Annotated in this window: 24 protein-coding genes, 1 pseudogene, 1 riboswitch and 1 other annotated feature; of the genes and pseudogenes, 7 read left to right on the top strand and 18 right to left on the bottom strand. The window is 38.4% G+C overall.

Annotated elements, in window-relative coordinates:
• Positions 1 to 99: 99 nt before the first annotated feature.
• The 3 genes from AKG34_RS00585 to queF form a co-directional block, all read right to left on the bottom strand.
• Entirely contained in the window at positions 100 to 1,446 is a 1,347-nt protein-coding gene (locus tag AKG34_RS00585; RefSeq protein ID WP_053344305.1) for an aspartate kinase, read from the bottom strand.
• A gap of 381 nt (positions 1,447 to 1,827) precedes the next feature.
• Positions 1,828 to 1,956, bottom strand: a complete 129-nt coding sequence (locus AKG34_RS29165; RefSeq protein ID WP_269083710.1) for a hypothetical protein — start codon at positions 1,954 to 1,956, stop codon at positions 1,828 to 1,830.
• An 18-nt stretch (positions 1,957 to 1,974) separates the two neighbouring features.
• Positions 1,975 to 2,475: a preQ(1) synthase gene (gene queF / locus AKG34_RS00580; protein WP_053344304.1), complete on the bottom strand. Its 501-nt coding sequence runs from the start codon at positions 2,473 to 2,475 to the stop codon at positions 1,975 to 1,977.
• Positions 2,476 to 2,756: 281 nt separating this feature from the next.
• Between queF and AKG34_RS00575 the strand changes: the two genes are divergently transcribed.
• Both AKG34_RS00575 and AKG34_RS00570 read left to right on the top strand, forming a co-directional pair.
• Positions 2,757 to 3,614, top strand: a complete 858-nt coding sequence (locus AKG34_RS00575) for an EamA family transporter (protein ID WP_223305388.1) — start codon at positions 2,757 to 2,759, stop codon at positions 3,612 to 3,614.
• A gap of 314 nt (positions 3,615 to 3,928) precedes the next feature.
• Complete coding sequence (locus AKG34_RS00570; protein ID WP_053344303.1) at positions 3,929 to 4,063, top strand: BA3454 family stress response protein; 135 nt, start codon at positions 3,929 to 3,931, stop codon at positions 4,061 to 4,063.
• A 448-nt stretch (positions 4,064 to 4,511) separates the two neighbouring features.
• Here AKG34_RS00570 and AKG34_RS00565 read toward each other — a convergent pair whose 3' ends face one another.
• The 6 genes from AKG34_RS00565 to qoxA form a co-directional block, all read right to left on the bottom strand.
• Positions 4,512 to 4,961: a YfmQ family protein gene (locus tag AKG34_RS00565; RefSeq protein ID WP_053344302.1), complete on the bottom strand. Its 450-nt coding sequence runs from the start codon at positions 4,959 to 4,961 to the stop codon at positions 4,512 to 4,514.
• Between the two features lie 236 nt (positions 4,962 to 5,197).
• Positions 5,198 to 5,335 carry a hypothetical protein gene (locus tag AKG34_RS27815; RefSeq protein ID WP_157444502.1) on the bottom strand — a complete coding sequence of 46 codons (138 nt, stop codon included), beginning with the start codon at positions 5,333 to 5,335 and terminating at the stop codon, positions 5,198 to 5,200.
• 432 nt (positions 5,336 to 5,767) lie between these two features.
• Positions 5,768 to 6,052: a cytochrome aa3 quinol oxidase subunit IV gene (qoxD, locus tag AKG34_RS00560; protein ID WP_053344301.1), complete on the bottom strand. Its 285-nt coding sequence runs from the start codon at positions 6,050 to 6,052 to the stop codon at positions 5,768 to 5,770.
• Position 6,053: 1 nt separating this feature from the next.
• Positions 6,054 to 6,650 carry a cytochrome aa3 quinol oxidase subunit III gene (qoxC, locus tag AKG34_RS00555; RefSeq protein WP_053344300.1) on the bottom strand — a complete coding sequence of 199 codons (597 nt, stop codon included), beginning with the start codon at positions 6,648 to 6,650 and terminating at the stop codon, positions 6,054 to 6,056.
• On the bottom strand, positions 6,650 to 8,596 hold the full coding sequence (gene qoxB, locus AKG34_RS00550; protein ID WP_053344299.1) for a cytochrome aa3 quinol oxidase subunit I: 1,947 nt from the start codon (positions 8,594 to 8,596) through the stop codon (positions 6,650 to 6,652). Before qoxB ends, qoxC begins: the two co-directional genes overlap by 1 nt.
• A 70-nt stretch (positions 8,597 to 8,666) precedes the next feature.
• Complete coding sequence (gene qoxA, locus AKG34_RS00545; RefSeq protein ID WP_053344298.1) at positions 8,667 to 9,614, bottom strand: cytochrome aa3 quinol oxidase subunit II; 948 nt, start codon at positions 9,612 to 9,614, stop codon at positions 8,667 to 8,669.
• Between the two features lie 407 nt (positions 9,615 to 10,021).
• On the opposite strand from qoxA, the pseudogene AKG34_RS29515 reads away from it, so the two are divergent.
• Positions 10,022 to 10,191: pseudogene (locus tag AKG34_RS29515) on the top strand (nucleoside recognition domain-containing protein); the annotation flags it as partial.
• A gap of 936 nt (positions 10,192 to 11,127) precedes the next feature.
• Positions 11,128 to 11,289 (top strand): cytochrome C oxidase subunit IV family protein, encoded by a 162-nt coding sequence (locus AKG34_RS28535; protein WP_235566005.1) that lies wholly within the window; start codon positions 11,128 to 11,130, stop codon positions 11,287 to 11,289.
• 71 nt (positions 11,290 to 11,360) lie between these two features.
• Here AKG34_RS28535 and AKG34_RS00535 read toward each other — a convergent pair whose 3' ends face one another.
• The 3 genes from AKG34_RS00535 to AKG34_RS00525 all read right to left on the bottom strand — a co-directional run bounded on the left by AKG34_RS00535 (position 11,361) and on the right by AKG34_RS00525 (position 14,164).
• Entirely contained in the window at positions 11,361 to 11,669 is a 309-nt protein-coding gene (locus AKG34_RS00535; RefSeq protein ID WP_053344297.1) for a hypothetical protein, read from the bottom strand.
• A gap of 294 nt (positions 11,670 to 11,963) precedes the next feature.
• Complete coding sequence (locus AKG34_RS00530) at positions 11,964 to 13,199, bottom strand: S1C family serine protease (protein ID WP_053344296.1); 1,236 nt, start codon at positions 13,197 to 13,199, stop codon at positions 11,964 to 11,966.
• Between the two features lie 236 nt (positions 13,200 to 13,435).
• Positions 13,436 to 14,164 carry a COG3014 family protein gene (locus tag AKG34_RS00525; protein WP_053344295.1) on the bottom strand — a complete coding sequence of 243 codons (729 nt, stop codon included), beginning with the start codon at positions 14,162 to 14,164 and terminating at the stop codon, positions 13,436 to 13,438.
• Between the two features lie 220 nt (positions 14,165 to 14,384).
• Here AKG34_RS00525 and AKG34_RS00520 point away from each other — a divergent pair, with 220 nt between their 5' ends.
• Complete coding sequence (locus tag AKG34_RS00520; RefSeq protein WP_053344294.1) at positions 14,385 to 14,621, top strand: hypothetical protein; 237 nt, start codon at positions 14,385 to 14,387, stop codon at positions 14,619 to 14,621.
• Positions 14,622 to 14,999: 378 nt separating this feature from the next.
• Here AKG34_RS00520 and AKG34_RS00515 read toward each other — a convergent pair whose 3' ends face one another.
• From AKG34_RS00515 to AKG34_RS28190, 5 genes are all read right to left on the bottom strand, one after another.
• A complete protein-coding gene (locus tag AKG34_RS00515) occupies positions 15,000 to 16,007 on the bottom strand; it encodes an ABC transporter permease (protein ID WP_053344293.1) in 1,008 nt (335 codons plus the stop codon).
• A 1-nt stretch (position 16,008) separates the two neighbouring features.
• Positions 16,009 to 17,511, bottom strand: coding sequence for a sugar ABC transporter ATP-binding protein (locus AKG34_RS00510; RefSeq protein ID WP_053344292.1), 1,503 nt, complete (start codon positions 17,509 to 17,511; stop codon positions 16,009 to 16,011).
• A gap of 65 nt (positions 17,512 to 17,576) precedes the next feature.
• On the bottom strand, positions 17,577 to 18,692 hold the full coding sequence (locus AKG34_RS00505; RefSeq protein ID WP_053344291.1) for a sugar ABC transporter substrate-binding protein: 1,116 nt from the start codon (positions 18,690 to 18,692) through the stop codon (positions 17,577 to 17,579).
• 116 nt (positions 18,693 to 18,808) lie between these two features.
• Positions 18,809 to 18,914: riboswitch (SAM riboswitch) on the bottom strand.
• 96 nt (positions 18,915 to 19,010) lie between these two features.
• On the bottom strand, positions 19,011 to 21,752 hold the full coding sequence (locus AKG34_RS00500) for a GTPase domain-containing protein (RefSeq protein WP_053344290.1): 2,742 nt from the start codon (positions 21,750 to 21,752) through the stop codon (positions 19,011 to 19,013).
• A 557-nt stretch (positions 21,753 to 22,309) separates the two neighbouring features.
• Positions 22,310 to 22,483, bottom strand: a complete 174-nt coding sequence (locus AKG34_RS28190; protein WP_162878730.1) for a hypothetical protein — start codon at positions 22,481 to 22,483, stop codon at positions 22,310 to 22,312.
• 208 nt (positions 22,484 to 22,691) lie between these two features.
• Positions 22,692 to 22,940: a binding site (T-box leader), on the top strand.
• Between the two features lie 98 nt (positions 22,941 to 23,038).
• Here AKG34_RS28190 and brnQ point away from each other — a divergent pair.
• Together brnQ and AKG34_RS00490 are read left to right on the top strand one after the other, a co-directional pair.
• A complete protein-coding gene (gene brnQ / locus AKG34_RS00495) occupies positions 23,039 to 24,370 on the top strand; it encodes a branched-chain amino acid transport system II carrier protein (protein ID WP_053344289.1) in 1,332 nt (443 codons plus the stop codon).
• A gap of 144 nt (positions 24,371 to 24,514) precedes the next feature.
• Positions 24,515 to 25,447, top strand: a complete 933-nt coding sequence (locus AKG34_RS00490) for an aldo/keto reductase (RefSeq protein WP_053344288.1) — start codon at positions 24,515 to 24,517, stop codon at positions 25,445 to 25,447.
• Between the two features lie 241 nt (positions 25,448 to 25,688).
• Here the strand turns inward: AKG34_RS00490 and AKG34_RS00485 are convergent, their stop codons facing one another.
• Positions 25,689 to 25,961, bottom strand: a complete 273-nt coding sequence (locus AKG34_RS00485) for a hypothetical protein (protein WP_053344287.1) — start codon at positions 25,959 to 25,961, stop codon at positions 25,689 to 25,691.
• Positions 25,962 to 26,056: the final 95 nt, after the last annotated feature.

Genomic DNA, 26,056 nt, shown 5'->3' with positions numbered 1-26,056 from the left:
AGTAGACGTAATGAGCCCTCAGCGCGCCTTCTACTTGGTGAGATATTTGATTAACAGTAAAAAACCTCCCTTTTCAAGGAGGCTTCTAAAATCTCATTCTCAAAAAAACTCGTGATATAAAGCCTGAATTGCCGTCTCTTCACTATGACCTTTCACACCGAACATCATGCTCACCTCAGAAGAGCCTTGGTTGATCATTTCGATGTTGACCTTAGCTTCAGCCAGCGCTTTTGATGCTCTTGCCGTTGTACCCACATTATGACGCATGCCTTCCCCGACAACCATAATTAACGCAAGGTTATGTTCCACAATCACTTCATCAGCATGAAGTTCCTGCTTAATGCGCGAAACGATCTTCTTCTCAGCTTCCTCTGTCATTTGATCCTGCCTTAGTATAAGCGTCACATCATCAATACCGGATGGGATATGCTCATATGAAACCCCGTAATCTTCAAGGATATGAAGAAGTTTGCGTCCAAATCCGACTTCACGGTTCATCAAGTATTTGCTAATGTAAATACTGCAAAACCCTTTGTCACTCGCAATCCCAATAACCGGGCCATTCGTATTATCGCGTGTGCTCACAATACGCGTCCCCTGAGCCGCTGGGTTATTCGTGTTTTGGATATGAACAGGAATTCCGGCACGAAATGCAGGAATTAAAGCTTCGTCATGGAACACCGAGAAACCAGCATAAGAAAGCTCACGCATTTCGCGATACGTTAACTCTCGGATTCCCTTTGGATTGGAAACCACGTTTGGATTCACAGCGAAAACGGCATCCACATCTGTAAAATTCTCATACAATTCGGCCTTAACCCCATTGGCAAGAATCGAACCCGTAATATCCGAACCACTCCTTGAGAACGTTAAAACATCGCCATCTAACGTGTAACCGAAGAACCCTGGGAATACTACAATTCCCGGCTCATCACGTAGAGCATATAACCGCTCATATGATTCGGGCAGCACTTTAGTGTATCCATCTTCATCCTTTACAATCAAGCCAGCTTTCTTCGGATCCATATACTGCGCCTCTACCCCACGGCTTTGAAAATAAGCCGCAACCAGCTTCGCATTATTATCTTCACCGCTTGCCTTTAAAGCATCCATATAACGCTTCGGATTATTTTGATCTGCACGTAACAACGTGTGCAAATCTTCACGAATCTCTTTAATGACATCCTCTGAAATATCTAATTCTTCAGCAATACTCGCATACCGAGTGACCACATCTTCTATCAAAAGCTGGCCATTCTCACCTCGTAGTTGCTGTTCGGCAACTTCAATCAATAAATCCGTCACCTTTATATCATCGGAATTGCGTTTCCCTGGAGCCGAAACAACAACAATCTTCCTCTCTGGATCAGAAACCACAATTTCGAATACTTTTTTTAACTGTTCACCTGACGCAAGTGAACTCCCGCCAAACTTCGCAACTTTCATCCCGACATCCCCTATTTTTAAAAATATTCTGTCAAAATTAACTCTCCCTATTATTACGTGTTTTGACAAAACAATCAAGAGTTAATTCCGTTATACAAGGACATTTGTATTTTCTATAAAGACAAAATCGATAAAATTATTGAATGAGGATGCAGAAAAACGTATAATAATCTCCCTTCTTTGTAGCACTTTTCACATTTTATACGGTTCATTTACAAAAAAAAAACGCCAAAACAAAATACCTAGATTCTGTTTTGACGGGTTAAATTAAATATATTAGAATCAGTGAATCCATTGAATCACTCGATAGGATTCATCCTGTATTTTTCTGTGCTTTTCCCTAACCTAGTAACTGTCAATAACTGCCTAAGATCACCATTCTTAATGAGCTTTGATTACAGAATGAAGATCCTCTTCTTCTGCATTCGGTGATAGATACATTGCGTCTGCCAGACAATAGGCTTCGTAACAGTCATTTTCGAAAAATGACCAGAGGGGCTCCAACCGCATAAGAGGCTCCTCTAATGTTTAGCGATTATCTACAGTTTCCGGATACAAGTCGTGATTCATCAAGCGGAAATTCGCCATTTCCTCAAACTTCGTCCCTGGTTTCCCGTAGTTTGTGTATGGATCAATAGAAATTCCGCCCCTAGGTGTGAACTTGCCCCAGACTTCAATATATTTCGGATCCATCAACTCGATTAAATCGTTCATGATGATGTTCATGCAATCTTCGTGGAAATCACCATGGTTGCGGAAGCTGAACAAATAAAGCTTCAAAGACTTGCTTTCGACCATCTTCACACTAGGAATATAGCTGATGTAAATGGTTGCAAAGTCCGGCTGTCCAGTAATTGGACATAGGCTTGTAAACTCCGGACAATTGAACTTGACAAAGTAATCCCGGTTCGGATGCTTGTTATCGAACGACTCCAAAATTTCAGGCGCATAGTCGAATGTATATTTTGTGCCTTGATTCCCAAGTAATGTGATATCTTTTTTTAATTCTTCTTCTTTTCTTCCAGACATAAAAAGTCCTCCTCTTCCACGTTTCACAGGGAGATTCATAAAGTGGGCCTCTATATAACAAAAACCATATCTCCTCAAAGATATGGTTGATTCGCGAAAAATATCAAAGCCATAGTTTTTTTAAGAGGGTGATGCTATGAACCTCTCCCGATTTTCGGGAAATATTTTAAAATTGTCATAGTAAATATAGAAAAAAATATCTAATCTGTCAATCATACTTTTTAAATTTAGTTTGATTCCTACATGTATTCAGCTTAAAATGTAGAAGAAGTTTATCCTACATGAAGGAAGAGATTAAAGCAATGTGGATCTTTGCAGCACTCATCACCAGTTTGTGTTTCGGAATCAATAACAGCATTTTTAAATGGAGTAGCGGAAAGGGTTACTCAAAGGTACATATCCAATTTTTCTTTTATTTTGTAGCTTTTATTTTGGCCATATCTTATGGAGTACTTGTGGATGGTTTGAACCTGAACTTGCTTTCTATCATGCTAGGTGCAGCAATTGGTGTATTGAACGCTAATGGGAATATCCAGATGGCAAGCGCCTTTGAAAAAGGTCCGGCAAGTTTGACATCTCCATTAATTGCAGCGAATGCAATATTCCCCATTCTCTGTGCAGCATTAATTTTTCACGAACATATTTCTTCCTTGCAGTGGAGTGGAATAGCCTGCATGCTTCTCGCTACTTTAGTCATTCAGTATACACCTAATGCTAAAGGCAATCATCAATATTTACCTTGGATTATGCACACTTTATTTTCCATTTTATCTTTTGGTGTGCTCGGCATCTTAATGACGACATCAACACGTCTTCATTTAAACTCCCTTGATATTCTAGTATCAATGTATGGGGGCGGAGCTCTTTATCTTCTTTCGGCTTTGGCCTTTAAGAATGAAAAAATCAAGCTACAAGAAGTCAAAATTGGTTCCTTAGTAGGTTTTTTAAGCATCATAGCCTATGGATGTTATTTCTTTGCGTTGAATACCGGCATCGCAAGCATCATTTTCCCTGTCGTCAGCCTAAACTGTTTAGTGGTCGTATTTGCTGGATGTTATTTATTCAAAGAAAAACTAAAATCCTATCAAATTGCCGGCGTATTTGCAGCCTTAATCGGAATTATCTTAACCAAAATTTGAATAATAAATTTTCTAAAACAACCTGGCTGTTATGCAAACTAGCCAGGTTGTTTTTATATGGGAAATAGGGTCTGACCCCTACACAACAAGCCTTTAACACTGATACAACAATCTTTATGCAAATAAAAAATCTCGGGAAATGGGGTCTGGCCCCAAAAAGTGTTGACATTTCTTTTTAAATATCAGATAATTATGAATATTAAATCTTCACCTTCGTTGCTTTCGAAATGTTTGAAAAATCTTCAGCTTTGGGAATAAAAGAAGTACATACAACACTCCCATTTAATACTGAATTAAGAAAGGAAAGATGCATAATGGTAAAAGTTACAGTAACAGTTGATTTCCAAGGAAAATCTTATCAAACTAACGTCCTTGCTAAACCAGGTACTAATCAAGAAGAAATTTTACAACAAGCCCTTCATCAAGTGGAAAAACAATGGAAAGCATAAAAAAGCAGGCTTCGTTTTAGAAACCTGCTTTTTTTATTACCTTTTCAGATATAATTTACCAAAATTACTTTTCACATGCACTTATACTAATAAACAAATTAACCCTTTTCAATACTGTTTTACTTATGTACTTCTATTGTTCTATTATCCTAATGCATTTTTTTGAATTTTTTCTATTCGAAGAACCCCTCGATTACGATTTCCTCCCACTTTTAATTGTTTTTTTCATATTATACCAATATAAAGACGTCAGCTTGTGAACGCTTTTACACTCAATCTGAATAACTAGTACTTTAGTATTTTCAATAAAGAAGGAAAGAAAGGTACCTAAATGAACAGGGCTTTATTAACTATAATTTTTACCATCGAATAAAAAAATGGATTACACAATAAATAATTTAGAAAAAAAGACAGTCTTTTTAAAGACCGTCTTTTTTTTATGTTCCTTTTAAACAAAATCCCTTATTACTGGCATAGAACGTTCTTGCAGGCTATCGGAAAGCAAACTATACGCAACTAATTTCTTCTTGTACTGTTTGACTACATCCACGTGGTCGTTGTAAATGTGCACAAGTAACCTAACATCCTTTTTGCCGCTTTTAGTATCAATGACTAATGGGGTCCCATTGTTTTCTGGATGTAAAAACAATTGCTCGTTCCCTGGAAATATATGATTTTTTTTCAAAAATATAGCTTCATTAAAATAATTAATAACTTGAATTTTGTCTTCACCTTCCAAGCGTTTTCCGTCAATGGTTACGATGCAATTCGCGTCACTAAGTTCTGAATGCAGTTTAAATTTGCTGATAATCCAATTCACTGCATCGGTTGGAAGACAGGTAACTAATAGCTTAACCAAGCTTATGAGAATTGTTAAAATCAAAACAGGCAATGTCATATTTCATCATCTCCGCTAAGTTCTAAATTAATTATTATATCCCTAATTATATCAAAGGGGCGGACAGTTTTTCTTTGAAGATGTGACCGTTCTATTAACGTTTCACTTATGGTGAAACGTTAATAGAACGGGTGCCTGAAGAAGGGCACTAAAGATACGAAGACTAGATTAATGCGTAATCAGTCTAAAATGTACGCAGTATAGTAGAAATTAAGGAAATTATAGAAACCACTAAATTATTTTAACGGCTTGTTGAATTCTTTTTTATATAAAAAGATGATTATTATTCTCTTTGATTCACTATTGGCTGGTACTAAAGCTACAGATAAAGAATACGTTTCAAAACCCGGAAGAAGCATTAAAGGCATTACCATTACCTTTTCCCTCTCCTCCAAATGAATCTAAGGGTAAGCCAATCGATAATCCGAGCAAACTGTAAAAGACCCAATAAAGGGGCCGCTATCTCGTCCTAGAAATAATGAGCAATGATTGGGGTAAAAACTCAACATTTATTATTTAAATTATAATGAAAAAAGATGTTTTTTGTTTGAAGATTCCTCGAATTTTCAAGGAATTCTTGTGTATAACGAATCTAGCTCCTATCTTCTTACCCATATTTTCTCCCATTCCCTGTAAATAAAACATTCTGAAATGGTTATACTAAACTTAATTGGTTCATCTTCATCCTTCATAACAAAACAAATTTCTATGATGAAGTGATTAAAATGGTATATAAATTTCCACTTACAATAATTAAATACAAAAAAACTGGGCGTCATCAAGACGCCCAGTTTTGTAGGAATGGATTATTGATATCCCCAAATCATTGTTAGCATTGTACCGAAAATTGTAACCAATGCAACAAACAATCCGTAATAAACGTTTGTGTAAATCGATGCTTTATCCTCAGACTCTCCTGCATGCATGAACATAACCAATTGAAGTGCTGCTTGCATGAAGGCTGTAACAAGTAGGATGATCATTGCCATTTTAAGTGAGAGATCAAACACTATAACTGATAGTGCAACCAAAGTCAGGATTAGTGAAAAGGCAAATCCCATAACTTGGCCCCGTGGGAATAATTGTTTCATATTACATCATTCCTTTCAGGTAGACGAAACTGAAGATGAAAATCCAGACAACGTCTAAGAAATGCCAGTAAAGAGAAAAGATGAAAGCTTTGTTTGCTGTTTCTGGAATCAGACCGCGTTTTTTAACCTGCAGAATGATGAATGTTCCCCAGAATAAACCAAGTGTAACGTGAGCTCCATGCGTACCTAGTAACGTAAACAAACTAGATAAGAAAGCACTTGTTTGAATGGTTGCTCCTTCATGTACATACTCCACGAATTCATAGATTTCGACTCCCAAAAAGCCTAAACCAAGAATAAGGGTGATAACGAAGAAACTAAGCATCGCTTTCTTACTACCAAGTCTCATTGCATTGATTCCAAGACCAATGGTAAAACTACTAGTTAAAAGAAAAATTGTTTGAAGCATTAGGGTTGGTACTTTAAAAAGGTGTTCCCCTGTTGGACCATTTCCAGTACCGTTAACTAATACAAAATAAGTGGCGAACAGTGTAGCGAAAAGAGCTATTTCTGCCCCCAGGAAAATCCAAAATCCAAAAATCTTTAAGCGATTTTCTTCCGTGCTATATTCTAGTGGCAGCGAGTTATCTATTTTCATTACTTAGCACCTCGCAATTTATTTTCAGTTTCTTCAATCTCTTCAACGGAGATATAACGTCCGTGATCTTTTTCGAATGAACGGTGAGCCATACAAGCAAAGATACCAAGTGTTGCAATGATTGCAATGATCCACATGCTGAATACCATTGCAAAGCCCCAAACGAAGAAGATACAGCTCATGATAAACGGCACACCACTGTTATTTGGCATATGAATCTTTTCTACTTTACCACCAAATAATTTAAAGCCTTTTTTCTTAGAATCCCAGAATGCTTCTGTAGAATCAACTGTAGGCACAATTGCAAAGTTATATTCTGGTATTGGTGTATGTGTAGCCCACTCTAGAGAACGTGCATCCCATGGATCGTTTGAAATATTTCTTGATGCATAACGAGTACTCCAATAGATGTTGTACACAATAAGCGCGAAACCTATTGCTAAGCCAATTGCTCCAACGAAAGAGAGCATATTCAATGGACCATAGCCCGTTGATTCAGAGTACGTATACATACGACGTGCTTGCCCATCTAAACCAGTGATGAACATCGGGAAGAATGTTACATTAAAGCTGATTGTAATGAACCAGAACGACCATTTCCCAATCTTTTCGCTCAACATGAAACCAAACATTTTTGGCCACCAGTACGTGAAACCAGCAAGTACGGCAAATACAGTACCAGGGATTAAAACGTAGTGGAAGTGAGCTACTAAGAACATTGTATTATGGTATTGGTAGTCAGCACTTGCCATGGCAAGCATAACCCCGGTTACCCCACCGAGCGTGAAAATCGGAATGAAAGCTAAAGAGTATAACATTGGGACGGTAAAAACGATTTTACCTTTCCAAAGTGTGAACAACCAGTTGAAAATCTTAACACCGGTCGGAACAGCGATTGCCATTGTGGTAATCGAGAAGATACCGTTAACCATTGCACCGTGACCCATTGTGTAAAAATGGTGAGCCCATACAACGAAAGATAGAGTAGAAATAGCTACCATCGAGATAACCATCGAATTATACCCGTACAGGTTACGACGTGCAAAAGTCGAAATGATTTCACTGTAAATACCGAATGCCGGAAGAATAACTATATAAACTTCAGGATGTCCCCAAACCCAGAACAAGTTCGCCCAAAGCATATCGCTACCGCCATTGGCCATCGTAAAGAATTGAGTTCCGAATAGACGATCCATTGTCATCAACGCAAGTGCCACTGTCAATACAGGGAAAGCGAAAACGATAATGAAGTTTGTGATCAAGATAGACCATGTGAACATTGGCATTTTCATTAAGTTCATACCAGGTGCTCTCATTTTCAAGATTGTTACGATAAAGTTGATACCAGTCAGTAATGTACCGATACCAGCTATTTGAATTGCAATCGCGTAATAGTTCGAACCTACTGATTCACTGAAATCGTTACTTGCCAGTGGGAAGTAAGATGTCCAACCTGCATCAGGAGATCCACCAACTACGAAAGAGATGTTAAATAGCATTGCACCCATAAAGAATAACCAGAAGCTTACTGCGTTTAGACGTGGGAATGCTACGTCACGTGCTCCAACTTGTAATGGTGTAACAATGTTCATTAACCCAATGATAAATGGCATAGCCATAAACAGGATCATGACAACCCCGTGTGTTGTAAAGATTTCATTATAATGCTGTCCATCCAACAAACCGTTATCAGGCACAGCAGTTTGAGCACGCATCATGATAGCATCGGCTCCACCACGGAAAAGCATAAGTAGTGCAGACAAGATGTACATGATACCAATACGTTTATGGTCAACCGTTGTTAACCACTCACGCCATAAGTAACCCCATTTTTTAAAATAGGTAATTCCGACAACAACCGCAAGCATGGTTAAGCCAATAGCAACCATGGATGCATAAATCGCTGGACTTGGATGAGGTACGGCAAATCGATCAAAGTAATCCATACTTTTGTGACTCCTTTCAGGAAAATATTCCTTGTGTAAACCTAGTTGTTTTATCGAGTGAGATTAATTCTTAATGATTCATGTTGCTGTGTTCTGAATGTTCCTCGTGTGAATCTTTGGTGGATTCATCGGATTTCTCAGAATCAGTTTTTTCAGTATCAGATGATCCGTGCATACTATGACCAGCATGTTCCCCTTCAGGAGCTGGAGAAAACTCTAAGTGAGTTCCAGTGTAAGTGGATTGTCCCACATGACCAGGTTCTAATAATTTATTGAATTTTTCCTCAGTAATCGGTTCAGCAGTAGCTTTAATTTCATCTACCCACTTATCATATTCTTTTGTAGGCATTGCCTTAACGTTGAACGTTTGCTGAGCAAAACCTGAACCACTGAAGTTTGAATTTCGACCCATATAATCTCCTGGAACATCAGCTGCTAAGTGCAACGTGTTTACCATGTCCGACATCGCGTATTTTTGTCCTCCAAGTTGCGGAATCCAGAAACTAGCAATTGGTCCGTATGAATAAAGTTTAAATTCAATTGGTCGGTTAGTCGGTATAAACAGATAGTTAACTGTTTCAATATCTTCTTCCGGATAACTAAAATGCCACTTCCAGTTAGAAGATGAAGCGTAAATAACTAATGGTTCTTGCTCTTGGTATCCTTTAGGTGTTGCCTCAACTTCATTTGTTGTTTTAACAGTAACAACTGATAGGAAAGCGACGATTAAAATTGGGATCGCAACCCAAATTATTTCAAGAACCTTACTTCCTTCAATATGAGGTGGTTCATAATCATCACGCTGTTTGGATGCACGATATTTCATTATCATGAAGATATACAGTACAATAACGACAAGAACGACAAAGGCCATTGTCCATATCGAAATCATAATAACATCTGCTTGTGTTGCAGCTACTGGCCCTTTAGGGTCCAAGACCATTAATGGGTTATCGCAACCGGTTAGCACAGTGGCAATAGTAAAAAGTATAGTTAATAAAGCCCATTTTATTTTCATAGTACTACCCCTTTCTTACATAATAAAATTCCTATTGGTAATTATTCGGACAAAGTGTTACCATGTTCACAAACCCCGACATACCAATATTAATCCCAAGTGTATAAAAAGACAATACAAAGTGACATCTGTCACATAAAGTTCATGAAAGAGCAGTAAGAAGATGGTAACTGAACTGAAATGTTCGAAAATCTTTATGAAATGAAATATAATAATTGTTTAATATCTTACTTACGGAGAATTCACTTATTAGTGAAGGATTTGCAAGTATTCCCGGTTCTTTTTCCATTTAATGTTACTTTAATATAATGAATTTTCACATTATATTCTCCCTCGTACATTACCTCAAGACTGGATTTAAATTACTGAATATTCAAGTTTTATTACCTCTCCTGTTAAGAAGATAGCTATCGATGGAATCGTTAATGGATGTTGATGGTATCCAGGATTAAAAACGAATTTTTCTCACTCGACCATGGACTCGGTAACGGCATTGTATATGATGTTGTTTTCCCTGCTTCATTACCCTTGTCGTACAACACTTGCCATTATATATAAGGAAACAAAGAGTGTGAAATGAACATTTTGATCCTTTATGATGCCCACTTGAATGCCTTTCTAGGACATTTGCTGTGGCACATTTAGCCATTCTAATAGGCTTGGTTAAAATAGGGGAAAGGAAAATGGGGGAAAGTCGTATACATTATATTAGGACTAATCACAGGCACACTTGTACTACTTTGCTCTATAACAGGGTTAATCTTATTTAAGAACAATAATAAAATATTGGTAATCAGGTTCCTTCTTCTCGCAATACTTATTGCCCTGTCAGTATTACTTTTCCTAAACTGCTGTTTAGTCCTGTCCTCCTATTTTTGCGGGAGTAGGCTATTTGTGTTTTGTAAATATGAATGGGGCATGAAAAAGGGATATCCTTTCACACCTCAAAATTTATAAAGTGACCAGGGGGCAGGCCGTTTCCCCACATGTTACTTCAAGCGCATTAGTCCATTCACTTTTCTGGAATTCCTCCACCTGAATAAAGGAAACTCACTACTTAAATATCCAATTTTGACAACTGCATCCCTTTTGTTTCTTTTATTATATGCACATAGAAAAACCACGAAAAATGGACCTTTTTAAAGTGTCCATTTTTCGTGGTATAGTTCAGAGTTCAGAATGTAGAGTTAGAACTTTTCATTCAGGAATGTAGTGAGTTTGATGTGGATGGCCAAGCCATGTTGTATGTACACATATTCTAAATCAACTGGATTTGGATCATTGAATATGCTTTCATTGTTGGAGCATTTGTTAACTAGTTGGTTACGCTTTAATCGTGTACAACCTACTGCCATGCCCAAGAAATATTTCAAGCGATCCTTTGAATACACGTTCTCTAGAGTGGGCTACTCTCTGTTCCCAGTTCCAGAATACAACTTCACTATCATACCGACAGCTGATTCTTCACTAGCATTCCGGATGTAGCTTCATCTACCTGAAAGGAAATTTGAGTATGAAACAGTTATTTCCACGTGGACATGTTATGGGGTTCATATTCTCCATGGTTCTTACATCCGTTGCTCTTGGTGTTGATGTATATGACCTTTCTTTGAGAACAGGAATGATAGTCCTTATAGTAGCTTCATTCCTGCAAGCAGGTGAACAACTAGATTAGTTCATGCATGCTTGTGAATCTGATGATAAGAAAGCCATCTACGAAAACGGTATTACGCTCTATTCATTGCTTTAGTTACTGAACTCGGTACTTCTTTTTGTTTTAACTTTTGAATTTATTTTTATGATTTTAGTTGTTTCCGGTACAACTGTTTTACCCTTATGTGTGTTCATCACCATTTCTTCTGTCAGGACAAAAAATATACCAACTAGGAAAATGGCAGCTGCGCTTAATGTAATGGCCATTCCAACAGCAGTTAATATATAATCCTTATTGTAATCGCTTACAAATAAACTTAAAGCAAAAATAATAATTCCGATTACACAACCTGTGCCTGATACCCACTTCACTGCATCTAACATCTTCTGATTAGCTTCCATTATTTCATCCCCTTTCTTTCTATTTTATTACATTTCACAAATTTGTCAAACTTTTTATAATTTTCAATATATTCACAATGAAAACCTTGACAAATTAAAGTTATTACAACTCACTTTTAGGTATTCAAGACTATATGGAAAATAAACCAAATAGTTAAAATACACTACCTATTTTTCCGATAATATCCATTTTTTATACTATTATTTATTTTTTATTATTTACCCAAATATTTTATCGACTCATTAGCTATAAAAATGACTCCTGCCAATTGCTCAGGAGTCATTTCTCTTTTTTTATGAATTTTGTAACGTAATCGTTAAGGTTTTCTCTTCATTACCTCGATACACTTTGACCTTTACTTTATCGCCGATTTTCTTATCTGTGTATAAGTATTTCCTTAATTCAGCAGAGGTACTAATTTTCGTTCCATCAATCTCCACAATGATATCCTGTTGCTTAAGTCCTCCATTCGCAGCCGCCGATCCAGTTTCTATACCCGTTACCATTACACCTGACTTTGCAGCTTCAGGGACATTTTGAAGGTAATACTGTGGCAGTTCTTCTGTGTTCGCCAAGCTGACCCCTAAATATGGCCGCGTGATTTTTCCATTTTCAATCAGTTCCGTTACAATCGGTATTACGTCATTACTTGGTATAGCGAAACCTAAGCCTTCCACACCGCTTTCAGAAATTTTCAAACTGTTTATGCCTATTACTTCACCAGCAGTATTGATTAATGCACCTCCACTGTTACCAGGATTAATTGCCGCATCTGTTTGAAGGACATCAAGTTCCCACTCTCCGTCAGATGTATCGACTGATATGGAACGCCCAGTTGCACTTACAATTCCTTGCGTAACCGAACGTGAGAAATCAAGTCCGAGAGGGTTACCAATGGCCAAAACTTCTTCACCTGGACGCATTCTATCTGAATCTCCAAAATTAATTCCCTCTGGTGCTACCGAGGCATTAATCGTCAAAACCGCTAGGTCTGTTAAAGCATCTGCACCAACAACTGTTGCAGTTGCCTTTTGTCCATCATACAATGAAATTTCTACTTCCTTAGCACCTTCAATAACATGATTATTCGTGATGATATAGGCCTTACCATTATCTTTTTTATAAATAACTCCTGACCCCGTGCCGCTCTCAACAGTTTCGCTCTCCGTGCTTTGCTGCTGGAATGGGTTCTGATTTTGCATCTCTTGTAAATTTACGACACCTACAATCGATTTTGAAGCTGATTCAACCATATCTGCTCTTTCATTTGAATCTGTGCTTGTCGATAACTTTTCTGTATTTATACTCTTATTCTTTTCCACGCTCTCGGTTTGTTCTGCCCCTGCAGTTTGTGATGATTCGGTCACTGTATTTTTCTCTGCATCTATAAAATCTCCGCCAAATACAAATACAGAAGATGTAACTATAGAAGCAACAGTTCCAGAAACAAGACTAGTTAACCAAAGCGACTTGCCCTTTTTCGGTTCAGCTTTCACCCGAACTTGCTCATCCCCATTATAATTCTCCATCCTTTATCCCTCCTATGAAAGTCCTTTACTTGGCTCCATCATAAACAGTAATTATTAAAAAATTCTTAAGAAATAAAGAATACGGCAAACTTTTTACAAAAAAGATAAAATGAATGTAGATTTGACCGAAAAAAGAACAATATTGACTGGTTAATAGCTCTGAGATTTCTTACCTCCCATTACGAAAAAAAAAGATGCCTCAAATAACAAGGCACCTTTTTCATCCATTCTATTTCTTACATAAGCTCATAGACTTCTTTTGTCTTCTTATTCACGCCATACCAACCCCAAGTAGCCTTATGCCCACTTCCCTTACTGTCATTGACCATTTCAAACACTTGGAATATGTAATCTCCCTTTTCATCTTCACGATCATATTGAATTTGAAGCTGAGGATAGTTTTCCATGTCAGCGTAGTCTTTCACAAGATTTTCCGCCTGAGCTTTCGTCAATGTCTTATCTGAATCCTTGTTACTCTCGTGATTTCCTTTATCAGCTAGCTTCGATGTGGCGGGGGCCTCCACTGGCTTATCCTCTTCTTCTGACTCGATAACTGGGTCTTCAGACTCATCCCTCGATTGCTCTGCGTCAGTGTCTTCAACTGGCTCTGCACTGGCTTCTCCAGCTTCTGAGGACATTCCAATTGCCTTTTGTACCATGAGTTTACTTTTCTCATAATTTGCCTTATATGCAGCAGCTTCTTCAAAAAACACTTGAGACGCCTCAAAATCTTGTTCCTCGTATTTCTTCATTCCATCTGCCAAAAGGACGCAAAGTTCCATTAACTCTTTCATCTCCCCTGTTTGGTCTTCTTTATACGCTAATTCAAATGCCTCATGGGCCTCTAAATAATTTGCCTCTTCCACCTGACTTTTTCCTAGCTCCATGTTGGAATCGTAATTCCTGGTGGTACAGCCTGAAACAATTAATGCCATCATTAAAATAAATATGAGTAATCTCTTCAAAAAGTCACTCCTCACTTTTACTGAATACACATACACTTCCATATTATTCTATAAATCTATCTTACCCGATTTCACAAGAAATATCTGACATCTTTATCTCTATCGATTTATTATGGAGAATGTTCACTTTTATGATTATATTTTTACAAATAGTGGTACATCATAGATAAACGCTTGAAAGGGTGAAGAAAAAATGTTGTAGGAAAAACAGACCTATCATGTGGATTTGGTCAGCGGCGATGTACTAGGAAAAAAACTTGAGGAAAATCCAAGCTTTACTATATACGCTACAGATGAAGAACTAGCAGAATTAAAGCAATGCCTAGAGGAACATCGAACAGATGACTTGGAGTCATATGCCGTTCTCATGTACCATATCTTCTCTATCATCATGACCGGGCAAATGATAAATACGATGAAGCTACGAAAAAGCTGTACGCCATCATTTATAAATTAGGCGATGAAACAGCCCGAAACCATATTGAAGAAATCAGCATATTGGCAGATAACAAATTCAAAGGCAACGAGGAAATCCAAAACTTTAAATAGGAGAATGCTTAAACAGAACCTGAAATAACAAGTTTCTATTTTTTAAAAGAACGAGAATGAAAAAAGCATCTTCGAAAGAAAGTGATTTAACACATGAGGTACATCAGACGATCAGAGTGTTTGGAGTTTTTTAGGAAGAAAATTATGATGGGATTAGTTTTGGAAATGCATAATCCTAAATAAAAATATACCAGAACTGTTTCATTTAATAGGTAACGATTCTGGTATATTTAACGTTTTGCGGATTACTTTACAATGAAAAATAAGGTGTCATTCACACATAAGTCTAGTGTTTTTGCTTATAATAGGTAACCGCTAGCGCAAGGGCAAGTACGGTTCCTTTAACGATGTCCATCGCGTAGTATGGGACAGACATCATAATCAGTCCGTTTTGAAGGATTCCAATCAGGACTGCACCGATGAAGGTTCCGAAGGCATTCGGTTTCCCTGCTCCTAGAACGGATGAACCAATAAATGCTGCTGCAACAGCATCCATTAAGTAAGGAGACCCGGAATTGATTTCGGATGTCATGACGCGGGAAGCAAGAACAATTCCCCCGATTGCGGCAAAGAGAGCCGAAAGGAGATAGGCCAGTACTTTGTATTTATTTACCGAAATTCCAGAAAGTCTGGCAGCTTCCTTATTTCCCCCAATAATGTACATATAACGACCGTGCTTGGTATAAGTTAAAAAGATATGGGTAGCTATCACAATGACTGCCATGATCAGAATAATCCAAGGGACCTGTCCAATCTTAGCGAAAAATGGGCTGATCAGTCCTTCAGCGAACGTTCCATCAGGCATGACCATATTTTGTGAAACCGTTGCTCCTTTTGTATAGGTAAGGGCAATCCCTTGGATGATGAACATGGTCGCTAATGTCATCAGCATGTCAGGAATTCTCAATTTTACAATCATGAATGAATTTAATGCTCCTACTACAAGCGACGCACCGATTGCAGCTAATATCGCAATCAGGGTATCCTGCGAAAACCAAACAAACATCGAAATGACGATCGCATTAGCCAATGATGCTACAGAACCAACGGATAGGTCAAAACCATCCACAGTTAAGGATATCGTAATTCCAATCGCAATGATGGTCACGATTGAAATAGAACGCAGAATGTTAATTAGATTATTAGCTTGAATGAAAGATGGATTTGAAAAGGCAAATATCCCAACCAAAATAATAATCGTCAAGATTGTGCCGTATTTATAGAAAAAGTCGAATAAGTCTACTTTTTTCTTCGCTTTTGTTGTCTGTGTGAGAACAGGAATCGGTGTGCTCATCCTATTTGCCTCCTGTTGAGTAGAATAGTAATTCTTCTTCATTGGTTTTGCTTGTCTCTAATTCGATGACTGTCTTTCCACCATATAACACATAAGTTCGATTAGTAATACCCATGATTTCAGACAACTCAGATGATGCATATATAATTGCCTTTCCATTTCTGGCAAGTTGGGCAATCAATTCAAATATGTCCTTCTTTGCCCCTACATCGACGCCTTTTGTAGGTTCATCAAATATGTATACATTTGCATCAGCAATCAGCCACTTTCCGATAGCGACCTTTTGTTGATTACCACCTGACAAGTTTTCAACCTTAGCTTCCTCTGAAGGGGTTTTAATACCAAGACTCGTAATAAGTTCCTTCGCTTTTTTCTTTTCCGCCTTACGATCTACAAAGCTGAATATCTTGCTGAATTTCCCGATACTTGCTGCAGTCAAGTTCGTTGCAACTGATTCCTGAACAAGAATGCCTTCTTTCCTGCGTTCTTCCGGTACAAGTGCCAGACCACTTTTTACTGCATGATGCGGTGTTTTCAATGAAAGCTTTCTACCATTCATCACGACTTCCCCTGTTGTGATAGCAGTATGACCGAATAGGGTTTTACATAGCTCTGTTTTCCCTGCTCCAACCAATCCTGCCAAACCAACAATCTCTCCTGCTTTTAGATGAAGGCTAACATTTTTAACTTTTTCGGCATCTGACAGTCCCTTCACTTCCAGAACAACTTCACCAATCGCAGCATTTACAACAGGGAACTGTTCATCCATTGTTTTCCCAAGCATTCCCTCGACCACTTCGTTTTGAGTAATATCCGCTACTTCTCGGCATGCAACACTTTTCCCATTCCTCATAATCGTAATTTCTTCACAAATTTCAAAAATCTCTGGAAGACGATGGGAAATAAATATGATGCCAACGCCTCTTTGCTTTAATTCATTTACAATTCGAAATAGTTCTGTCGTCTCCGTATAACTTAACGGAGCAGTTGGTTCGTCGAGGATCAGGAATTTGCATTCAGTCGAGACTGCTCTTGCAATCAGAACCATCTGTTTTTCAGCCAAGGTAAGATCTCTTACCAGCTTTTTCGAAGAGACACCAATTTTCATCTCTGCCAGGATATAAGTGGCTTTTCTATGCAACTCTTTCCAATGGACCATTTGTTTTTTGCCCATGTTTTGCACCGTATCATTCAACATTACATTTTCCCCAACAGTTAAATAAGGAATGAGTGCCGTATCTACTTCCTGATAAACAATTTGAATACCTTGTTCCTGTGCAGCCTTCGGTGAACGGATATCCTGCTTCTTTCCATCCAGAAAAATTTCACCTGTATAATGGGCATGAGCGCCCGATAAGACCTTCATTAGCGTAGATTTCCCTGCTCCGTTTGCGCCGACCACTGCATGGGCTGTCCCTGATTGTACTGAAAAATCAACTTCACTAAGCGCCTTTACTCCCGGAAATTCAATCGATATCTTTTTCATTTCTAGTTGTGTGCTCATGCCCATTCCCCCTATTAAACAGACACTCTCTTCACTAGAAAGAGAGTGTCTACTGACTCTGTTTTTTACTTTTTATAATGATCTTTCAATACTTTCATCCATTCTTCTTCAAATTCCGTTGATACTCCCCATCCTTCGACAATACCGGACAAGTTGGCCATGTTGACCGCTTCTTTTGAAGCTTGAATCTGCTCTTGTGAAATAAGTGAAGCTTCTAAGTCATATGTTTGCGGTGTTTCTTCACCCGCTAATTTTTTTGCTAAAATCCTCATATTCACTGCACCAATCAATTTCGGATCGACAGCTGCCGTGTAAGACCAAGAACTGCCTTTCGCTTGAATCTCCTGAAGATCAGCATTAGATACGTCGATTCCGTATATCTTCACTTCATCGCGGCCAGCTTCTTTAATCGCACGAGCCGCTCCAATTGCGAATGCATCCCATGTTGCGAAAATCGCATCTAGTTTGCCTTTGGGATATTTATTCAACATTGCGGCTACCGCATTTTGTGTCTGAACTGAAGTATCTGCAGATGCTACTCCGAATCTTTCGACTTCTTTAATCCCAGGATTTTCTTTTAATTTTTCCTGATACACCGCATTTCTTCTCACCATTGGCGGGAAACCATCTACCCAAAGGTATGCAATCGCTGCTTCACCTTTTTGTTCTTCTATCAATTTATCAAAAGCCAGAGTTGCCAATGCTTCATCATCCTGTGAAGTTAAGGTCACACCGTCAATTTTAGATAAGTCGCTAATAGAGTCGAATGTAACAACGCTCTTTCCTGCATCAACCAACTTTTGAACGTCATTCACTGTTGCTGCATCATCACCATGGGAGATAATATAGCCGTCATAATCTTCTTGTAAAGCCTGGGCGATTGCATCATGGAATTTAGCCGTATCGCCATTTGCTGTATACGTATCCACTTGAAAACCTAATGCTTCTCCTTCTTCCTTCGCTCCAGCTAAATATTGAGCCGTATGATCATCTCCGCCAATTTTACGAATGACTTTGATTTTGGCACCTTCCCCTTTTGCAAATCGTTCTGGAACATTTTTAAAGGATACTTTTTCATCCTTCTTTGATTCTGTTGAACTTTGTCCTGAAGAGCAGCCCGTTAAAAGCAAAGCCGAAGCTATGACCGAAACGAAAACCCTTTTAAAAATTGACTTCCTCATTTTAGTTCCTCCTACTTTCCAATCATTAATCTTATCAATTAAGTTGGTGTAAATCCCAAAATAAAAACCTCTCTAGAATAGAGAGGTTTAATCAGCTGATTTGCAGACTTATCCCTCTCTTATCTGTCAAAACATTTCTGTTTTGCAGGATTTAGCACCAATTCCTAATGGAACGGTTGCTGGGCATCTTAGGGCCAGTCCCTCCGCCACTCTTGATAAGAGAATATAATGTGTTACGTTTTTCGTAATTACCACTTTATAGGGATATAGTCGTAAAGTCAATAGATTTTTGAATATTTAAAATGTTTCTTGTTACACTTATTTTCTTTGTAGCTTAGCCAGACGCTTTTTCTCGATCTTTTCAAGTCTTTCTAACTGACGTAGTTTCACTTCAAACAGAGTAATCGGGTCACGGTATACTTCCGGATTTTCTCTCATATGCTCCAGTGCTGCCTGATGATCTTTGATTTCAGTCTGTGTTTGTTCTATCGTCTTTTGAAGTAAGGCAAATGAACTGCGATAGAAAAGTGAGATATCTCTATCCAAAGATTTTTCAAACAATCCGAATTGTGTAAGGAAACGGTCACTGATCATTTCTGCAACATCCAGGTAGTCTTCACTTTCTAGGTACTTCTTATACCGGTTGTACATATTAGCTTTATTTTGCGGAATCGCTCCAAACAGCTTCCCTGCCCCTTTAAGCAGCAATTGCGATGGGGTCCGGCGTAGTAAAATATTAACGTCTTCAATGCGGATACTGCTTGTCATCCGATCCGCATCACGGCGCCAGTCATCCAAAACTCTAAAGTCTCCGGCAAGTGTAATTCGCTCTTCTTTGTACAATTCATTGAACCCTGCGCTCATTTCATCCATAAACTGTTGAATTTGTGTAAATTCCAACTGAGATGTAGCAATCCAGTCTTGAAGAGAACGATAATATTGCGGCATAATCTTGTCTGAAATATATGCCTGAATCTGCTCATTCATTTCCTCGTTCAACTGTATATGAACTTGGCTGAAATCGCTACTTTCCGTTAATGATTTAGAACATTCTCTCAGTAATTCAGGGATTCTTGAAGAAAGCTGTTTTTTCACTTCTTCTTTAATTGAACGGTACGACCTTATGATATTTTCACTTTTTTCTTTTTCCAAATCTGCCAGTTGATTGACGGCTCCATTCAATTTGACTTCCATCTGCTCATTCCAAGAAATGGAGTGCTCGCATTTCCGCTCATTAGCTGCCCGTTTTTCTAGCAGGTAAGATAACGTTTTGCGAATGAATGCAAGAATCTTCTCAGATCTTCTTTCCTTCCAATTATCAGCTTGATAATTCGAATCAAGGAAGGATGAAAGGTCCTGTAACTGCTGTTTGCTGTCATAAAGTTTGGAGAAAGCAAATACTTTTGCGTTCGGGAAATACGCATTCACTTTATCCCATGTTTCATCTTCCATCCGGACTGCCACTTGGTCACTGTAAATCGTATCCATCTTATTTAGTAAGAAATGAATCGGAAGTTTCGGTGCCATCATTTGAATTTCCAATAACAAATCTCGTTCACTACCGGTGAAAGGAGCTCGTGCATCGAGAACAAACATCAATCCATCGCTGCCCTGTAAATACCCTTGGAAATCAGAGTCTACACTTTTTTCCCCATTGAACCCTGGTGTATCAAGTAAACGCAGGCGATTATTTCTTAGGTAGTCACTGATAAGGGTCACGTCGACAATGGTTCCGCGCTGACGGCGTGTTTCATCCAATTCAGTTAACTCACCAACGACCTTGTGATCTGTATCTGTAATTTCATAGATTTCCAGATTATCTCCATCTTTGACACTGACAAGGGACGAATGGTCCTCGGCAGCAATACTCTCTCCAGCGAGCGACTGAATAAAGGATGTTTTGCCATTGCCTGTGCTTCCGACAAGAAGAAGATTGAAATTTTCAGTATCCTTAAGTCCGTCTACCATCCATTTCAGCTTATTGCCAACTGTTAAGTTATTCTCTTCAGCCCACTGAATAATGGAATTGAACAGTTTTTCGCCCGCTTCCAATCCGCCTCCCAATTTAGGCGATTTTGCTAACAGACTTTCTGCATCCTGAACAACCAGTGCATTAATTGTATCAGGGAAAATTTCATTCCATGACAGAACGGACGCCGCTGCAAATAACGAAAGCTCTCCATCAGCGATTTTTAACCAATTTTCCAACAATCTCGGCACAACAGGACTCAAATCTTTGATTAAGTGTGTTCCTTCAAGCAAACCGGCATAAGCATCCCGGTAATAGACAGAAAGTTCATCCCATACATCACCTGGATGTAATTCGATGCCATCTATCAAATTATTAATGACTCTAAGCCATTCAAAGTAGGAATCTGTATATTTATAATTTTTCCAAAGTGCAACCGTCATTTTTTCAAAGCGATCCTGATCAAGGTTGTATAACGCCTCGAGAACATTTGAGAAATAATCCGGAGCCATCGATTGAGCAACACCTTGCTGGATATACGTTTTCAGCACATCAAACCAAATCATTGATTCCGTACGGATACTTTCATTCGCGGCTAAAACTACAGCACTGTTCCAATCCTTTTGTTCTTCAAAAAAGGAGCGTGCAATTGCGGTGACATTCGGGTAATCAGGTTGAAAGTCGACTGCTTCCTTAACAACTTTAGATGCCAAATCATTTCTTGATTCTACTATGTAAAGAGAGAACAGCTGTAGAAGGACTTCCGTTTTCAATACCGCTTCATCCGTACTGACGGATTTATATATATCCTCAGCGGTCGAATACATCTCTAGTTCAAAATAAGCATCTGCAATATTCTTTTTCGCCCATGAACCAAGTTCACCTTCTATGTTTTCCCACTTAAAAATGGCTGCTTCATAGTCATGATGCTGGAAGTATACTTCTCCTTGAGCAAACCGAACTGCAGTTAAATCCGCTCTTTCCTTTTTTTGTTCCACGAGAAACATTTCACCTAATGCTTGAATTGGATGATTGCGTGTATCCTCAATCATTGTTTCATAGTATTTTTTCCCAATCAGTCGTTCATCCATCTTTATTCCCCCGATATATTTCATATTTTCAATTAAAGGATAATCATCGATATGGAGTCTTTATGAAAATCGAATAATAACTATTCTCAAGACTTTGTCTATGAAAAGAGATTTATAGGTCCTTTAGTTAAGAAAATTATTTATAAACCTTTAAAATATTATTTTAACAAAACAATATGGTAACAACATTTCATGACTCTTACAATTTTAAAACAGAAACAAATAGAATTGTAATGAATTTAATATAAGACTTGAGGAGTTATTTCTACTTTTGTAAAAATATGTTTTATTTAGTTTTACCAATATCCGAAGAGGTAGGAGGGAACAATTCTTATACCATTAAATTACCAGAAATCCCGCCCGTAAACTACCTATAAGTGGTAAAAACGAAAATAATTTTCACTTGAATACTTCCTACAAGCGAAAGTACAATCTTCTCCCTAATAATAATAAATTTTTATTTGAAAGTTCATATAAAAAAAGCAGTACCTTTATTCATGAAAGGTAACTGCTCTCTGATAAGCACCGAACAGTAATTGCCCTTTGACAAATTGGGATTATACCCCTGTACGCTTACGTTGATTATTTGGCTTTTTAGTTAACTGGCTTTTTAGCTGTTTCGTTTTTTTCACAACGCCAGTTTCCAGTTTATCTTGACTTGAGCCCGCTTGCTTTTGCGCCAATTTTTGTTTGACTGCATCCGCCAGGCTTAACTTTTTATTTTCAGACATAATGTTGTCTCCTTTAGTGTTCTGTCTTCTATTATAATATATATGCGGTTAGAAAGATAATAGGGAGTTATATCCGATTCTTTTCACAATAAATATCTCCAAATAAAGGAAGGATCGATTATAGGGGACTAATCTCCTGCTCTTGACGATTTGTACTGTCAAATTATGTTGACTTAATAATTAGAATTTGCTAAATTATCTATATATTATAAAATCTGTGAAGAGAAAGAGTAAGATAAGAACCCTGTTCTACAGAGAGTCGACGTATGGTGGAAGTCGATGTCCAAGGCCTATCCGAAAATCATCTCTGAGATGCAAAGCTGAAAGTGAAGTAGGCTTTGACGGGCTTTCCGCCGTTACAATGGATCACGTATGAATTCGTACGTTGACTGAGTGCCGTAGCTTCTTATGAAGCGCGGAATATGGGTGGTAACGCGAGCACAAACTCGTCCCTGATTATTAGGGGCGAGTTTTTTATTTGCAAAATAACACTTTTAATAGCCTTTTTGGGCCAGTCGACGGGTACTATCATTTTAAAAAAAAGGAGAAATCACCATGAAAAAAACAGACACATTATTTATCGGCCTTATGCTTTTCTCGATGTTTTTCGGAGCTGGAAACCTTATTTTCCCTCCATTTTTAGGAGCTTCTTCCGGGACTTCCTTCTGGCCCGCCATTGCAGGTTTTGTCGCCACCGGTGTCGGCCTTCCAATTTTAGTACTCCTCGCCGTTTCACTTGTTAAAGGTGGGGCGCAAACAATCGGAGCGCGTGTGCATCCTATATTCAGCACACTGTTCATGGTCGTCATCTATTTGAGCATCGGACCGTTTCTTGCGATTCCACGGAATGCAAACGTTGCCTACGAAATGGGATTCAAGCCGTACCTTGGCGACTCGATGAATCAATCCCTATTTCTATTCTTATTCACGGCCGTATTCTTTACCATTGTTTATGTCATTTCTTTGAATCCTAAAAAAATGGAAACTTTTATGGGACGCTGGATTACACCTACCCTGCTTTTGGCCATGGTCATTCTCTGCGTCGTTGGATTTGTAAAGCTTGATGCACCATTCCAAGCTCCAACTGATACGTATGCAACAGGAGCATTTTCAAAAGGTTTTATCGAAGGCTATAACACGATGGATGCTTTAGCTGCCCTTGCTTTCGGGATAGTTATCCTTACTTCGATACAGCAAAGAGGGATTTCAGATCGGAAACAATTGACGAGATATACATTAAAAGCAGGCCTCATCGCCGGCGTATTGCTTTCTTTAGTTTATATCTCCTTAGGTGTAATGGGAGCGCGTATGGCAGCAGATGGTTCATTTGAAAACGGAACAGAGATCCTGACTGTCGCATCCACCCTTTTACTTGGAACAGGCGGTAAGATTCTATTAGGCGTTATTTTCACCTTAGCTTGCTTCACGACCGTAGTCGGTTTGACAACTGCCTGCGGACAGTATTTTTCAAATCTTATTCCCAAGGCCAACTACAAAACCTTAATTCTGATTGTAACACTTGTCGGCTTCATTCTTTCAAATATGGGTCTGAATCAAATTTTAAAAGTATCGGTACCATTCCTTGTGATGGCTTACCCGTTAACAATTGTCCTGATAGTTTTAACGTTCTTCAGCCGTCATTTTAAAAACCCGAAAAAAGTATATCGGAGTGCAATGATCTTCACCGGCGTTTTTGCTCTAATAGATGGATTAAACGCATTCGGCTTACCATTAGGACCCGTACAAACGTTTAGTGATGCCCTTCCTCTTTCTTCATACGGAATGGAATGGATCATCCCAGCTCTTGTCGGAATTGCCAGTGGCCTTCTACTCAGTCAGATCGGACAAGCAGCCCAATCTGAGGAATTGGAAAGCGCAACGTTATAATAGGAAAGCAGATGATTTTGTACAAATCATCTGCTTTTTTTCAAGATAGAGTTTTTAACAGTTCCCACTCTACTCACATTTCTTTATTTTGGTATTTACCTGCCACTTTTTGTTATGATAATGCTAAAGGAGATGATTAGTAATATGTCGAAGCAAACGCGAATTGGTAAAACAGATCTATATGTGAATCCGATTGGTCTTGGCACGAATGCCATTGGCGGACATAACCTTTTTCCTAATCTAAGTGAGGATACAGGAAAAGATGTCTTAATAACTGCTCTTGATGAGGGAATTAACTTTTGGGATACAGCTTTCATTTACGGTCCAGAGCGTTCAGAAGAAATTATCGGTGAAATTCTTAAAAAGACCCGCAAACGCGAGGATGTAGTCCTTGCTACAAAAGGGGCCCATAAATTTGTCGATGGGAAAGTCGTATTAGATAACTCTCCGGCTTTTCTGAAAAACGCAGTAGAATCTAGTTTAAAAAGACTCCAAACCGATTATATCGACTTATTTTACATTCATTTCCCTGATGAAGATACACCAAAGGATGAAGCGGTCGGTGCCTTAAAGGAATTGAAAGATGCAGGTAAAATCAAGGCAATCGGCGTCTCAAATTTTTCCTTTGAGCAATTAAAGGAAGCGAATAAAGACGGCTATATCGATGTCCTGCAATCCGAGTACAACCTATTCAGACGGGAAGCAGAACAAGATTTTCTGCCCTATACAGCTGAAAATGATATTTCCTTTATACCTTATTTCCCGCTTGCTTCCGGTCTGCTCGGTGGAAAATATTCTCAAGATTCGACATTTGAGGATGGCCGTGCAAAAAGTCCACTTTTCCAAGGACAAGCCTTTGTTAGCAACCTGCAAAAAGTAGAAGAAGTCCGAGAGATAGCAAACAGAAGAAATGCCGATGTTGCTGATGTAGTACTAGCTTGGTATTTAACTCGGCACTCGATAGATGTCCTAATTCCTGGAGCGAAAAAACCAGAACAGGTCACACGCAACTTAAAAGCGTTAGAAGTGGAATTAACCATGGATGAAATTGCCGAAATCAGCGCGATTTTCGCTTAAATAAGAGTTTAATAGATTTAGAGAACAAGGAAAAAAATAATAAAAAAAGGTTCAATGATTCTAACAAATATGGTTAGAATCATTGAACCTCAATATACTTTTCATTTATGAATTACTACTCCAAATAATTTATGTATGAATTAAATCTCACTTTGGACAGGCTTCCCCCCTTATTGAAGTTGTCCTTTTTCCAGCATATGCATCACCTCCACTTTACAGATGATCTGTTCGGCTGAACCCCCTATTTAATCAATATTTCCCGCAGCAATCCCCTATCATTAAAATAGAAAATAGCATCATATTTTTCACCATGATATAGAATCGCCTTGTGCACAAGCTGTATACTTGGAGTACCAAACAATTCAATCATTTCTTCAATAGACCTACTTTGGTGATTAGTATCTATACTTATCCCTTTTATGTGTTCATCATCGGTATAGGCAAACTTCACAATTTCATTTAATTCAGTGGCGTTACTTTCCTCTTTACTTTGCCCAATGGTATCAAACCCCATAACTGATGTTAGAGGATTTCTAAATTCACGAAAATATTGGACGATATTCGTCGTAGTAACACCAATGTAGCTTTGTGATTTTCGGTTATGAAAGT

Origin of the sequence: Peribacillus butanolivorans (genome assembly GCF_001273755.1) — a bacterium.
GTDB lineage: Bacteria > Bacillota > Bacilli > Bacillales > DSM-1321 > Peribacillus > Peribacillus butanolivorans.
This window is presented reverse-complemented; position numbering and strand designations above follow the sequence as displayed.